The organism is Verruconatronum alginivorum (assembly GCF_056590205.1).
Genome location: NZ_JBWPVQ010000001.1, coordinates 4,861,268 through 4,875,013, shown reverse-complemented (window position 1 = coordinate 4,875,013; position 13,746 = coordinate 4,861,268). Strand labels below are relative to the sequence as shown.

Sequence of the window (13,746 nt, the reverse complement as noted above, 5' to 3'; positions counted from 1 at the left end):
CCGGCCGACCGCGCTCACCGGGCCGCTTTTTCAATCTCTACCATAAGTCCGCTCACATGGCGGCGTAAAGCCGATTCAGGATCGATTCCCGCAACCCGGCATGCCGCAACCAGATCGAAAAGCAATTTGCCGGCCTTCCGCTCGTCCAAATCTCCCGCGAGCGACTCAACCCGTTCCAAATCGAGAACCTCCCCTTCCATTTCCTTTTTTTGCAGCTGTTTCACGAAGTCCCATCCGAAAAGCAACGCCGGGAGACTCGGCGGAAGGTCCTTGAACAATCGCTCGTCGGCCGGACGCGCCGCCTTTTCCCGGGCTTTGATTTCCTCCCATTGTTGGATGACCTCGTCGGAATTCCCCAGGCAGACCTCTCCGAAAACGTGCGGGTGCCGCCGGACCAACTTCTCGTTGATCTCTGCCGCGACGTCGTCGAAGGTGAAATGCCCCGCCTCGGCCGCCATTTGGGCGTGGAAAATGACTTGCAAAAGGACGTCGCCCAGCTCTTCCCGCATGTGCTCCATATCCATCCGATCGATGGTGTCGAGCAACTCCGCGCATTCCTCGATCAGGCAGCGCGCCAACGATTGATGGGTCTGCTCCAAATCCCAGGGACAACCGTCCGGACTTCGCAAACGGGCCATGGTTTCCTTCAAGTCGTCGATCGCACTCATAAAGCGTCCATTCTCTCCCCCCGCCCGGATCATGTCCAGCCCAAGAAACGGGGGCAGGTTTTCGCGCGAAGCGCTTTGGACTGCCGGTGCGCCCCCGCACCGCTTTCGAACGATCAGCGATGGCCTACACGCCCGACACTCATCCGACGGCCAAAACTCTTCCGCCCGCACGAAAGCTCCGCGGGGACGCGGAGCACTCCAAAGAGGCTCCGCCTCAAAAACCAAGGGCCGCCTTCCTTTCGCGCGAAGCGCTTTGGAGTGCTGGTGCGTCCCCGCACCGCTTTCGAATGGCAAACGATGGCCGCGCGCCCGACACTCATTCGACAACCGGGGCTCTTCCGCCCGCACGAAAGCTCCGCGAGGACGCGGAGCTCCAAAGAGGCTCCGCCTCAAAAACCAAGGGCCGCCTTCCTTTCGCGCGAAGCGCTTTGGAGTGCTGGTGCGTCCCCGCACCGCTTTCGAATGGCAAACGATGGCCGCGCGCCCGACAGTCAATCGACAACCGGGCTCTTCCGCCCGCACGAAAGCTCCGCGAGGACGCGGAGCACTCCAAAGAGGCTCCGCCTCAAAAAACCAAGGGCCGCCTTCCTTTCGCGCGAAGCGCTTTGGAGTGCTGGTGCGTCCCCGCACCGCTTTCGAATGGCAAACGATGGCCGCGCGCCCGACACTCATTCGACAACCGGGGCTCTTCCGCCCGCACGAAAGCTCCGCGAGGACGCGGAGCACTCCAAAGAGGCTCCGCCTCAAAAACCAAGGGCCGCCTTCCTTTCGCGCGAAGCGCTTTGGAGTGCTGGTGCGTCCCCGCACCGCTTTCGAATGGCAAACGATGGCCGCGCGCCCGACAGTCAATCGACAACCGGGCTCTTCCGCCCGCACGAAAGCTCCGCGAGGACGCGGAGCACTCCAAAGAGGCTCCGCCTCGAAAGCCCCCGGACTCCCAGCGCCCCGCTACCTCCCGCACCCCTTTCGAATAGCCGATGGCCGCCCCTCGAATACCGTCGGCCTTTGCCCGATGCCCCGCTAATCGCGGTGCTCCGGCTCCTTTTTATGGTGATGTTTGTCCCGGAACAATATTTCCAACATGAGGGCGATTCCACCGAGGGCCGCCGCCAGGAAGAATATGATCGCCAGACCGGGGTAACCAAGCACCTCGAAATCCGTGTCGACTCGGGTCAACAACGATGCGCCGACCACGATGCCCGCCAAAATCACCCCCATTGTGATCCGATTGGCGATCTTTTGCAGTCCTTCCATCAAATATTCTTCGTCGAGAGCGTCCACCCGGACGCGGGTCCGGTTGTGACTGACGATATCCAGGATTCGATTCACGCTGGCTGGAAAACGTTCGATCATTTCCTTGGTTTCCAAGGCTCCGCCGAGTAAATGGGCCGGCGAAAACGTTTTCCAGACCTGTCGGTTCATGATCTCCGTCGCGTGACGCTGCACGGCGGTGTTCGGGTCGAAATCCGGATCGAGCGTGCGACCGACTTCGTCGAGATTCATCAGCGTTTTTCCCAAAAGCGTCAATTCCCCCGGGACCCGAATACCGCACTCGACCGAGATCGAGGTGATCTGCATCATGATCCGTCCCATCTGCAAATCCTGCAATCTGCGGCCTTGCTGATCGTTCACCTGGATGGTCACCCGCCGCCGAAACTCGGCCTCATTAAAGTCCTTTTTCCGCTCCCCGATTTTCAGCGCTTCCTCCCCCGCTTCCTCCCCCCGTCCTTCACTGATCGCCAGCAAGAGCGTCAACAAATGCTCCCGCAACCGGGGATCGATCCGCCCGACCATCCCGAGATCGATCAACGCCAGATTCCGATCCTCGGTCACGAACACGTTCCCCGGATGGGGGTCGGCGTGGAAAAAGCCATCGACCAGGGTCTGCTCCAAATACGCTCGAAAGAGTTGATCCGCCAGGACGTCCCCGTCGAGTTCGTGCCTCTCCCGCAAGCCCATCGCCGTGATCTTGCAACCGCGGATGAACTCCATCGTGAGAATTCGCGACGTCGAAAAAGCCGGCACCGTCTTCGGCACGACAACTCGGTCGAACTCCTTCAATCGCTGCCGCAAGCGCTCCAGATTCGACGCTTCCTGCAAATAGTCGACTTCGCGCGACAAACTCCGCCGGAAATCGTCGACCATCCGGCAAAATTCATACCGTTTCCCGAATTTCGTCCTCCGGTCCAGAAAGCCCGCCATCTGCTCCAACGATTCCAAATCGGCCGCCATCACTTGCCGGATTCCCGGCCGCTGGACCTTCACCGCCACCCGCATACCATCGTGAAGCGTCGCCGTATGAACCTGCCCCAAGGAGGCCGCCGCCATCGGCACCCGGTCAAACTCCCGGAAAACTTTCGCCATACTCACCCCGAGTTCGGCGACGATCGTCGCCTCGACTTGCTCGAACGGAAACGGCTCCACGTCATCCTGGAGCCGCGCCAACGCTTTTAAATAACTCATCGGCAGCAACTCGCCGCGGGTCGACAGGAGTTGCCCCAGTTTGATGAACGTCGGCCCCAGCCGCTCGAGATCGGCGGCGAACTCCCGTCCCTCCGCCAGCGTCTCCTCATCAGGACCGTCCTCGGCCTCGAAAAGTTCGTCGCCGCGGGCCCGCCGCATCGCCTTCGACCGCCCGTACTTTCGGAACAGGTAAAAGATTTCCTTGTAGCGCTTCAGATGCTTTCGTTTGAGAGAGATACCCATCGCGACTCCTTCGTTCAGTCGTTTCCTCCGCTGCCCGGCTCCAGCCGAAGCACGAGAGTTTTACGGAGAGAAACCCCTTCACAGCTGGAATCATACCGTCTTTTCACCGGTTTGACAAAACCGTTCATCCATTCGGCCATTCCAGCGCCGCGCCGCACCCCGGTTCGTTGCATACCGCACGACTTCACCCTCTCCGTTCTGCAAAATGCCACGGGAGAACGACAATGCGGCAACCGGTTTGGACGCATGGAGGAGAACGGGTATATTGTTACCAACGAACGGCCCGCAAACCAAGGCGGACGAACCAACTTTCAACGAAAGGAACGACCATGAGCGGTCCCGATCCACAACGAGAACCGAAATCGGAGAATCCGGAAAAGAAGGGCATCCTCAAATCCCATGAAGAATTCATCGGCGACGAAGCCCGTCCTTCGGTCAGCAAATCCGAATACGAAAAAGCCAAACGCGAGAAAGAGTCGCCCTTCAGACGGCCCCCCTCCGGCACCGACTGATTTCCGGCCGGGACGCTTTCCGGCCGTATCCATTCCGTCACTTCAATTCAACCATTTTCCAACCTATGTCAGATCCTGATTCCAACGCCCCGACCAGCCGAGCCCTTATCTTCGGCCTTTTTCTGATCTTTTTCGGATTGCTCCTCGGAGGAATGACCGTCGCTACCCTGGTCGGACCGATCTTCGGCCTGATCATGATCGGCTTCGGGGTTTTCACCATCTGGAAATCCGCCAAGGGCGAGCCTCCGGAGACCCTTTGACCCACTCTTTTCACCGACCAACCCGGGAGCCAACATGGAACACGACCAAAACCACCACGACCAAACCGCCCGTCCGGGCGAGACGGCCACCGCTCCCCACCGCACCACCGCCTACTTCGGCGAGGGAGCCGAAGCCGAGATCGCGATCGACGAACTCGAGCGCAATGGCGTCCCCAAAAACAAGATCGGCATCCTCACCACCGAGTCGGCCCAGCGGGGACCTCCCGGCGCCAGCAAAGGGGTCTTTTTCCCCGGCGGCCTGTCGGCGGCCATCCCCGGTTGGACCGCTCCGATGGCACCGTGGATGATCGGGGGTGTTTCCCCGATCGTGGTCATGGGATCGCTTTCCCTGACCCCGCACGGCGACCGCCCCAAGGATATTCGGGAATTGGCGGGAATCCTCTCGCTTGACGAGAAAGCGATCGAACCGCTGCAATCCGCCCTCGGCCGGAACGCGGTCGTCGTCACCGTCGAGGCCCCCGAAAGAGAGCCGCTGGTCAGCCATATGCTCGAACGAAACGGCGGCCACATCCTCCCTTTGAAACACGATTAAGCTACTTGAACGAACAACTATGAAAATCACTGTCACCGATCCGATCATCAACTTCGCCCAAAATGCCCAACAACCACGCGTCTCCATTTACTATCCGACCCACCGCGGCGGTCCCGAAACCCGCCAGGATCCGATCCGATTGAAAAACCTGCTTCGGCAGGCCCGCGAAAGCCTTAGCGAAGCCGGACATGAAGCCAAAGCCGATGCGATTCTAAAACCGGCCTGGGACTTGGTGCCCGACACCGAGTTCTGGCGGCACCAACAGGATGGTCTCGCCTTGTTCGCCAGCCCCGGCGATTTCCGCTTTTTCCATCTTCCCTTCCCCGTCCCGGAAATCGTCCTCGCCGCGAAGAACTTCTACTTGAAACCGATCCTGCCGCTTTTTTCCCGCACGGAGCAGTTTTATATTCTCGCGATCAGCAAGAATCAGGTGCGGCTGTATGAAGCAAATCGATACAGTATCCACCACGTCGAAGCGCCGGAGCTGCCAAAGAACTTCCAGGAAGCCGTCTTGCAATTCGACGATCCGGAGCAACAGCTTCAACAGCGTTCCTTCGGCCCGACCACCGGAAGCAGCGCGGCCCAGCAACGCTCCTTCGGCGGATCGGTCGACCGCCGCTCCGGCCAGTTGGCCGACCAGGGCGCCACCATTTTCCATGGTCAAGGTGGCGAAAAAGACGTCCATCGCACCGACCTCCTCCGCTACCTCAAGGCGATCGACCGCGGGTTCCGCCGTCACGTCAATGGCGGCCCCCAGTTGCCCCTGGTGGTGGCGGCGGTCGATTACTACCTCCCGATTTACCGGGAGGCCAACAGCTATTCCAAACTGGTCGAGGAAGGAGTTGGTTTCGGCGTGGACGCCCTTTCCGACAAGGAGCTCCGCGAGAAGGCCTGGCCGGTCGTCCATCCTCACCTGATCGCCGGTGAGAAGAAGGTGCTCGAACGTTTCGAACGGGTCGCCTACAACAATGGCGAAGCCGCCGAAAAGGCCGCCCGTGATCTCGAAGCCGCCGTGGTGGCCGCCTTTGAAGGGAGGGTTGACGCCTTGATGATTCCCCGCGAGGAAGAAGTCTGGGGCGAATTCGACGAAACGACCGAAAAGGTAAAACGCGAGACCACCGACCCGGCGAACCGCTGTGAGCTTCTCGATTTCGCCGCGATGCAGACCGTTCTCCACGGGGGCGAAGTTTACTTCCTCCCCAAGGAACGGATGCCCGAAAAGGTCGAAGTCGCCGCCCTGCTCCGCAACGGTGGTGGCCTCAGCGAACACGGGTGAGCCCGTCCGCGTTTGGGATCGTCGAGTTAGCCGCGATAAGGCACAAAAGGCGCAATGACAGGAACTTAGACTAGCCCACGGTGCGAGGGGGACCTGTTTGTGAGCAAACCTGTTTGTGCGCAATTCCCCTCTGGAGAGGGGGGGACCATGCGCGAGCATGGTGGGGTGTGTTGTCTTGCCCGCTGTTACAGCGAGGGAACGGCCGAAAACCTTTTCGGACACCCTCAGACTAGCCGGAAGGGCCAATTCACCAGCGGACGGGATAATAATCAGCCTCTCAAGAGCTCCTTTCCATGCTTTTTGCGCCTTTTGTGCCTTTTCGCGGCAATTTCCACGACCGTCGGGGCCTACATTCCCAACAACTCTTCGGCATGGGCCCGGGCCGATTTCGCCCGGCGGTCGCCCAACATCCTGGCCAACTCATCAACCCGTTGGTCGCGGCGACCGTGCACGGAGTTGATCGTCACCTCCGTCCTGCCGTCGCTTTGCCGTTTCTCCACCAAAAGGTGCGACTTCGCCAACGAGGCCACCTGCGGCAGATGGGTCACACAAAAGACTTGATGGGCCCGCCCAAGTTCTGCCATCCGCTCGCCGACGATCCGCCCGATTTCGCCGCCAACGTTCGCGTCGACTTCGTCAAACACCAGCACCGGCACCCGGTCGACTTCCGCCAACACCGTTTTCAATCCCAACATCACCCGGGCGATTTCCCCGCTCGACGCGATCTTGTGCAATGGCGCCGCCGCCTGCCCGGCGTTCGGAGAAAACATAAATTGACACTTGCTCCCCCCGCCGGCGGTCAACCGCTCCTCCCGGGTCACTTCCGCGGAAAATTCCGCCTTCACGAAGCCGAGACCGGCGATCGCCTTGACCACTTCCCGACCCAGCTTTTTCGCCGCGGCCTGACGTTTCTCCAGTAACTCCGCCGCGGTCTGGCGCACCGTTTTTTCCGCTGCCGCGATCTGGCGGTCCAGCTTGGCCAATGTCCCCTCGATGTCTCCTTGTTGCTCCAACCGTTCGGCCAATTCAGCCCGCTTTTCCAGCACCGTCTCCACCGATCCGCCGAATTTCCGCCGCAACTCCTGCCAGAGGTTCATCCGCATCGTCACCCGCTCGATTTCCTCCGGATCGAATTCGCACTCGCCGGCCAGACGTTCCATTTCCCGGCCCAAGTCCTCCGCCTCAACGCTCAACGACACCAATCGCTCCAACAATGGCGCCGTCGACGGATCGATCTCCTCCAGCTCCCGCCCGGCCCGCTGGAGTTCGCCCAAGCGGAAAAACACGCCGTCGTCCCCGGCCAAACCTTCCGCCAGAGTCCGCGCCGCTTCGGTCAACTCCTGACTCCGGCTCAGGCGATTGAAGGCCCGCTCCAATTCCTCGATCGCTTCCTCCGACACTTCGCATTGGTCGATCTTCGCGATCTGGTTGCGGTAAAATTCAATTTCCTCCCCCGACAACCGGCCCGCCCCGGCCACTTCCTTCCGTTTCTCCCGCAGCCCGTTCCATGTCTCGAACTCGCCCAAATAACGATCCCGCAACCCGGTGGTTTGCGCATACAAATCGAGCAATTCGAGCTGGAACGCCGGTTGAAACAACCGCTGCGGGTCCTCCGGTCCATGGAAATCGATCCAAAACTCCCCGATCCGTTGGAGGTTCGCCAACGTGGTCAAGCTGCCGTTCACCGTGATCCGGGCCATCTTGTCCCGCGGCAGCGTCCGTTTCAGCAACAACACCCCCTCCTCGCACGGCGGCACCCCGATCTCTTCCAATAGCGCGTCGATCCGCCCCGTATCGCCGAAATAAAACCCGCCTTCGACTTCACAGGCATCGGCCCCCTGCCGGATCACCGTTTTCCCGATCCGGGCGCCCGACAACAACCGCAGCGCCCCCAGCAAAATGCTCTTGCCCGCGCCGGTCTCCCCGGTCACGGCGGTGAAGCCGTTCTCGAACTCAAGGGAAACTTCATCGAGAAGGGCCAGGTTTCGGATGCGCAGGTATTGAAGCATGGTGACGGAAAAATTCGCGGAATTCGCCTTCACAAAGGCCGATTCCCCGCCGAAAGGCAAAACGAAATTATCCCGTCCGACCTGCTCCTAGCGTTTGACAGAGCCAGCCATGGGACCAATGTTTTCCTGAGGTCCGCCTTTTCCGCCTTTCCAACCAAAGGCGCCGCAAAGGCTTCCTCTCGACAGATCGATACCTTATGGCTTGGCGCATTCACGACAAAGTAACACACGGCGAAATTGACAACCGCAAACCAGGGCGGGTCACCGGCCGTATCTGGATCGCCGGTTCCACCGAACCGATCCTCCTCGACCTGAAAGGCAATTGCTGGAGCGACCTCGCCGGTTGCCTCCTCACCTTCCGCAACCCGGAACCGCTTGAAAACGGTCCGCTCACCCTCGATCTCGACCAGGAGGGAGTCGTCGGCGACATGACCGCCTCCCGCAAAGTGAAGGTCCCGACCGTGAGCCAGGCCGAACTCCAACGGCTCATCGAGAACGGCGAACCGATCCCGACCCAACTCGGCAACAGCCTTTACCTCGAATGGTTCAGCGGCGCCAATGGCCGGGTGGTCGTCGAAGCCGCCCACTACCATTGTCAGCTTTCCGCCCGCGAATGGACGATGACCGCCCAACAGGAAAACGACCAACGTCACAAAAACCAGGAAAACCTCCAGGACTTCCTCCAGAACCTCGTCAACCAACAATCACTCCTCGACCTGACGGACGACCAGACCGAAGGCGAGCCACTTGACGAGTTCCAATGGGAGCAACTCCTCCGCCAATCGGACAAAATCACCGACCAGTATCTCGAAGCGTTGGAAAAATTCCGCGACGACCCCGACTGCGACCGATTGGTCGCCGAGGCGATGGGTTGGGATTGGCTCATCGAGGAAGGCGACCTCCCGAATGACAACCCCTTGTTCGATTTTGTTCGGCACGCCACCGGACACGACGGCATCGACGAGAGTGAAGAGGACGACTCGTGCGACGAGGAAAACGGCCTCTTCGAGGATGACTCCGAAGAGGAGGAGGCGGAGGAACATCCGCTCGCCCGCCAAGCTCGTGAATTGGCCGCCTACGTCTACCAACTGACCGAGGAACGGGGTCTGTTGAAATCCCAGGACTCCACGCTCCTGTCACTTCTCACCTGCTCCAACGCCACCGCCGCCAAACTGGCCGGAGCCCTCACGACGGTGCTTGAAGACGAAATGCCCGACTACGGTTTTGCGATCGCCGCGCTCAAGCGCTCTCTCACGCCCCTGCACCAGGCGATCGCTGCCGCCGACCGCCTGGCTGATCGGGTCCCGGAGGAGTCCGGTTGGCTCCAGAAATCCCGCGACGAGCTATTCCAAATTCGCCAGGAAGTCCTCGCCCTCATGCAGGAATTCCGCGAAAACCTCGACCGCTGAGCGTCCAACGACGGCGGCTGAAGCCAACCCGGCCCTTCGGCTGGGCTGTTGGATGACGCACCTTCGGCGCTGGGAAACGGAAACGGGAACGGACGGTCTTCAGCCAGTTGTCAGCCTTCCGGATCCCAGGCCGGGTTTTGTGGCGCCGGTAGGTGCCTGATTCTACAGCCCAGCCCGCAGGGCTGGGTAAACGGGATCACAGTTTCCGCGGCCTGAAAGGTTGCCATGCGGGAATGGGGGCGGGTCGGGGGTTCGAATGGCAGCCCTTAAGGCCGCGGTTCCACCGGTCCGCCAACCCAGCCCTTCGGACTGGGCTGTTGGATGACGCACCTTCGGCGCTGGGAAACATGTCCGGACGGTGTTCAGCCAGTCCCTCTCAACCCTCCGGATTCCAGGCCGGGTTTTGTGGCGCCGTAGGTGCCTGATTCTACAGCCCAGTCCGCAGGGCTGGGTAAACGCGATAACAGTTTCCACGGCCTGAAGGGTCGCCATGCGGGAATGGGGGCTGGGTGAGTTCGAATGGCAGCCCTTCAGGCCGCGGTTCCACCGGTCCGCCAACCCAGCCCTTCGGACTGGGCTGTTGGATGACGCACCTTCGGCGCTGGGAAACATGTCCGGACGGTATTCAGCCAGTCCTTCTCAGCCCTCCGGATCCCGGGCCGGGTTTTGTGGCGCCGTAGGTGCCTGATTCTAGAGCCCAGTCCGCAGGGCTGGGTAAACGCGATAACAGTTTCCACGGCCTGAAGGGTCGCCATGCGGGAATGGGGGCTGGTCGGGGTCGAATGGCAGCCCTTCAGGCCGCGGCTCCATCCGGTCCGTCAGCTCAGCCCATCGGACTGGGCTGTTGGATGACGCACCTTCGGCGCTGAGAAACGTGTCCGGACGGTGTTCAGCCAGTCTTCAGCCCTCCGGATCCCGGGCCGGGTTTTGTGGCGCCGTAAGTGCCTGATTCTACAGCCCAGCCCGCAGGGCTGGGTAAACGGGATCACAGTTTCCGCGGCCTGAAAGGTTGCCATGCGGGAATGGGGGCGGGTCGGGGGTTCGAATGGCAGCGCTTAAGGCCGCGGTTCCACCGGTCCGCCAACCCAGCCCTTCGGACTGGGCTGTTGGATGACGCACCTTCGGCGCTGGGAAACATGTCCGGACGGTGTTCAGCCAGTCCCTCTCAACCCTCCGGATTCCAGGCCGGGTTTTGTGGCGCCGTAGGTGCCTGATTCTACAGCCCAGTCCGCAGGGCTGGCTAAACGGGGATACAGTTTCCGCGGCCTGAAGGGTCGCCATGCGGGAATGGAGGCGGGTCGGGGTTCGAATGGCAGCCCTTCAGGCCGCGGTTCCATCCGGTCCGCCAACCCAGCCCTTCGGACTGGGCTTTTGGATGACGCACCTTCGGCGCTGGAAACCCGTCCGGACGGTGTTCAGCCAGTCCCTCTCAACCCTCCGGATTCCAGGCCGCGTTTTGTGGCGCCGTAGGTGCCTGATTCTACAGCCCAGTCCGCAGGGCTGGGTAAACGGGATAACAATTTCCGCGGCCTGAAAGGTCGCCATGCAGGACTGGGCTGTTGGATGACGCACCTTCGGCGCTGGGAAACGTGTTCGGACGGTCTCCCGGTCAATTGGGAGGACCGTTCCGGGAGGTGTTCGCATTCGCCGCATTCGCCGCTTTCACCGCTTTCACCGCTTTCACCGCGATGATCACCGGATAATGGGGATCGCACACGTTCAACATCCGTTCCGATACTTCCTTGCGACCCATCCCATAAAGAAAAGCCGTCGCCGCATAAACGTTTCCATGCGGTTCCACCTCCACCCGGGCGCCGGGGAAGGTTTCCTTCGTCACCCGCTCCAAGGATAGCGGAGTGAATGACCAAAACCAAATATCCTTCCATCCTTTCCGGGAAATTGACGTGATTCCCGGCGAGGTCATCAGAAGAGTCCCGCCGGGCCGGAGAATCCGGAAACAGGTTTTCAACGCGCTCTTGAAATCGTAAATCAGGTGTAGTGTCTGGGTAAGGACGACACAGTCGAACGACTCGTCCGGAACTTCCGGGGCGTCGCTCAGGTCTCCCACGATCGTCGCCTTCGGATTGCTCGAATCAACATGGAAAACATCGCTTCGGCCCACCCGCGACCCGCCGTATTTGAGGGTGTATTCATTATCGCCCACCTCCAACACCCGGCCACGGACCGCCGCCGACTCCCGTTGCAGGAATCCTTCGATGTAGACCCGGTCGAGCGATCCGCCCCGCTTCACCCCGAACAGATTACAAAACGGTGTCTCACGCAAAAAGTCTCCCGCGTCCACCCGGCCGACCGGAGGAGTGTATGGCTTTCGCAAAGCCACCCGGTAAAAGGATCTCATTCCGAATCGGGGGACGATTCGCCTCACGCATTCCTTCAGCGATTTCATTTCGTTCCCCCCGTTTCCTGAACGCGCCCGCACAGTCTTCGTCCGGCATAACGAACCGGAATCAAGGGCAACTTCGCCGTCTTCCCGACCGATTCTCCTTTGCGCAAAATCGACAACGCCTGCCAATATAGACGGTATCCACGCCAAAAACTGCCCGTAAAAAAACACCGTTTGATCACCCAACCGGACAACCGGGCCAACACGAAACTCCGGTCCTCTTCCCGAGCGGCGCCACCGGAGTAATTCCCTTGGCTCTCTTGTTGAAGCAAATACGTTAACCCCGCGTAAATCGAATCGGCCCGGTGGGTGATCCCGGTCTGATGCTGCCTGTATCCATAAATCGGTGGCGATTTCAAATAACAGAACCCTGGCTCCGTTCCCAACCGCAACCAGAGGTCGTGATCCTCCGCCCCGTTTGCCGCGGTATGGAACCCGCCATGAGCCAACAAAACATCACGCCGGATCGCGCCGGTGACGGTGATCGGATATCCGGCCCGCACGCTTTCCAGGTAATCCGTCCACCGGTCCACCTCCGGTTCCGCTTGACGCACTTTGTCGATCTCCCGTTCCGCGGCGAACTTGAACGCCCGACTGAGGACGATGGCCGGACATCCTCCTTCGTCGATCACGCGGTCCAATACCGCCAACGCCCACGGAAAGAGGATATCGTCGCTGTCCAGGTAGATCACATACTTTCCCCGAGCTTCCCGCGCGCCTCGGTTGCGGGTCGCGCTGAGGCCCTGGTTCTCCTGGGAAATGACCCGCACCCGGTCTTTGTATTCTTGCAAAATCACCGGTGTCTCATCGGTCGATCCGTCGTTCACCACAATGATTTCGTAGGCGATGAAATTCTGCCGCAGCGCCGACTCCAAGGTCTTTCGCAACCATCTTCCTTGATTGTAAGCGGGAACGACGATGGAGAACCGGAGATCGTCCCAGGTTTTTGGGGGCTTTGAATCTCGCTTCCCCCCCATCATCCTTTGGCCACGGCTTTCCTCCGTCCCTCGCTCCCCGCAGGTATCCAACGCGAAACTTTTCGCCAGGCCTTTTTCGGCAAACGCCGAGTCACGTAATGGCGCAACCGTTGGCGATACGGCATCAAGGCTTTTCGCAATAACGCCTCGATTTCAGGATCATGAATCTCCCGTTCCCGCAAATACTCCTCGTACCATTCCAGGTAAAACCGCCGGACCAAATGATATTTCCCGTGCGCGTTAACGCTATCCACCACGGATCCCGGACGCTGCCGGTAAAGATTATTGCACGCCGAAGAGACATAAATCCGTTCCGTCAGATAGAGTTTCCCAAAGAATGCCTGGTCTTCGTATAATGACAGATCGCCGAAGAAAACGGACTCAAAGCTCCCCGCCTGGACGCAGGCATCGCGCCGGATCATCATCGCCGATGGACACGCGGAGACCCCCCGTCCCAATGGATAAAGGACCCGGCTAAGTTCCCGCGGTTCATAAACCCGGTCCTGCGGCATTCCGACTTGCACCACCCGGTCGCCTTTCCCGAAATCCGCATTCCAACTATACCAATACTTCGACGCTTCGACCACCATCGAAACATCCGGGTGTTCTTCCAAAATCCTGACTTGATTCGAGAGCTTTCCCGGCAGCCAAATGTCGTCGGCATCGAGAGTCGCGATGTATTCACCTCGAGCATGTTCGATTCCCACATTACGACTGAAGGCCTGCCCCCGGTTGATGTGTTCCGGATGATCCAGATAAAGGATCCGGTCGGGATGCCGCGCCGCGTAGTCCCGCGCGATCCGGGTGCTCTCGTCGGTCGATCCGTCATCGACCAGAATCAATTCCCACTCGTCGTAATCCTGCGCCAGAACCGACCGGATCGTCTCGTCGAGATAATCCTCCACGTTTAAGAATGGAATCACCACCGATACCATTGCGTTTTTTCCCGTCAGGTTCTTCGTCATAATCGCT

At 60.0% G+C, this 13,746-nt stretch carries 11 protein-coding genes; 5 read left to right on the top strand and 6 right to left on the bottom strand.

What is annotated here, in order from left to right; genetic code table 11:
- Positions 1 to 14: 14 nt before the first annotated feature.
- Together mazG and ACWUI2_RS17870 are read right to left on the bottom strand one after the other, a co-directional pair.
- On the bottom strand, positions 15 to 668 hold the full coding sequence (mazG, locus tag ACWUI2_RS17875) for a nucleoside triphosphate pyrophosphohydrolase (RefSeq protein WP_486984212.1): 654 nt from the start codon (positions 666 to 668) through the stop codon (positions 15 to 17).
- A 1,020-nt stretch (positions 669 to 1,688) separates the two neighbouring features.
- Positions 1,689 to 3,374 (bottom strand): ABC1 kinase family protein, encoded by a 1,686-nt coding sequence (locus ACWUI2_RS17870; RefSeq protein WP_486984211.1) that lies wholly within the window; start codon positions 3,372 to 3,374, stop codon positions 1,689 to 1,691.
- Positions 3,375 to 3,703: 329 nt separating this feature from the next.
- Between ACWUI2_RS17870 and ACWUI2_RS17865 the strand changes: the two genes are divergently transcribed.
- The 4 genes from ACWUI2_RS17865 to ACWUI2_RS17850 all read left to right on the top strand — a co-directional run bounded on the left by ACWUI2_RS17865 (position 3,704) and on the right by ACWUI2_RS17850 (position 5,975).
- Positions 3,704 to 3,886, top strand: a complete 183-nt coding sequence (locus ACWUI2_RS17865) for a hypothetical protein (RefSeq protein WP_486984210.1) — start codon at positions 3,704 to 3,706, stop codon at positions 3,884 to 3,886.
- 65 nt (positions 3,887 to 3,951) lie between these two features.
- A complete protein-coding gene (locus tag ACWUI2_RS17860) occupies positions 3,952 to 4,146 on the top strand; it encodes a hypothetical protein (RefSeq protein WP_486984209.1) in 195 nt (64 codons plus the stop codon).
- A 34-nt stretch (positions 4,147 to 4,180) separates the two neighbouring features.
- The gene (locus ACWUI2_RS17855) at positions 4,181 to 4,699 is read left to right on the top strand and encodes a hypothetical protein (protein WP_486984208.1); all 519 of its coding nucleotides are present in this window, start codon (positions 4,181 to 4,183) and stop codon (positions 4,697 to 4,699) included.
- Positions 4,700 to 4,718: 19 nt separating this feature from the next.
- Positions 4,719 to 5,975 (top strand): baeRF7 domain-containing protein, encoded by a 1,257-nt coding sequence (locus ACWUI2_RS17850; protein ID WP_486984207.1) that lies wholly within the window; start codon positions 4,719 to 4,721, stop codon positions 5,973 to 5,975.
- 347 nt (positions 5,976 to 6,322) lie between these two features.
- Here the strand turns inward: ACWUI2_RS17850 and recN are convergent, their stop codons facing one another.
- On the bottom strand, positions 6,323 to 8,017 hold the full coding sequence (gene recN / locus ACWUI2_RS17845; RefSeq protein ID WP_486984206.1) for a DNA repair protein RecN: 1,695 nt from the start codon (positions 8,015 to 8,017) through the stop codon (positions 6,323 to 6,325).
- Positions 8,018 to 8,181: 164 nt separating this feature from the next.
- Here recN and ACWUI2_RS17840 point away from each other — a divergent pair, with 164 nt between their 5' ends.
- Positions 8,182 to 9,393: a hypothetical protein gene (locus tag ACWUI2_RS17840; protein ID WP_486984205.1), complete on the top strand. Its 1,212-nt coding sequence runs from the start codon at positions 8,182 to 8,184 to the stop codon at positions 9,391 to 9,393.
- Positions 9,394 to 11,002: 1,609 nt separating this feature from the next.
- Here the strand turns inward: ACWUI2_RS17840 and ACWUI2_RS17835 are convergent.
- Genes ACWUI2_RS17835 through ACWUI2_RS17825 form a run of 3 tightly spaced genes read right to left on the bottom strand, consistent with a single transcriptional unit; the run spans position 11,003 to position 13,739 of the window.
- Positions 11,003 to 11,752 carry a class I SAM-dependent methyltransferase gene (locus tag ACWUI2_RS17835; protein WP_486984204.1) on the bottom strand — a complete coding sequence of 250 codons (750 nt, stop codon included), beginning with the start codon at positions 11,750 to 11,752 and terminating at the stop codon, positions 11,003 to 11,005.
- Between the two features lie 44 nt (positions 11,753 to 11,796).
- Positions 11,797 to 12,774 carry a glycosyltransferase family 2 protein gene (locus ACWUI2_RS17830; protein WP_486985076.1) on the bottom strand — a complete coding sequence of 326 codons (978 nt, stop codon included), beginning with the start codon at positions 12,772 to 12,774 and terminating at the stop codon, positions 11,797 to 11,799.
- Positions 12,774 to 13,739, bottom strand: a complete 966-nt coding sequence (locus ACWUI2_RS17825; protein WP_486984203.1) for a glycosyltransferase family 2 protein — start codon at positions 13,737 to 13,739, stop codon at positions 12,774 to 12,776. The genes ACWUI2_RS17830 and ACWUI2_RS17825 overlap by 1 nt, the downstream gene beginning before the upstream one ends.
- Positions 13,740 to 13,746 lie beyond the last annotated feature (7 nt).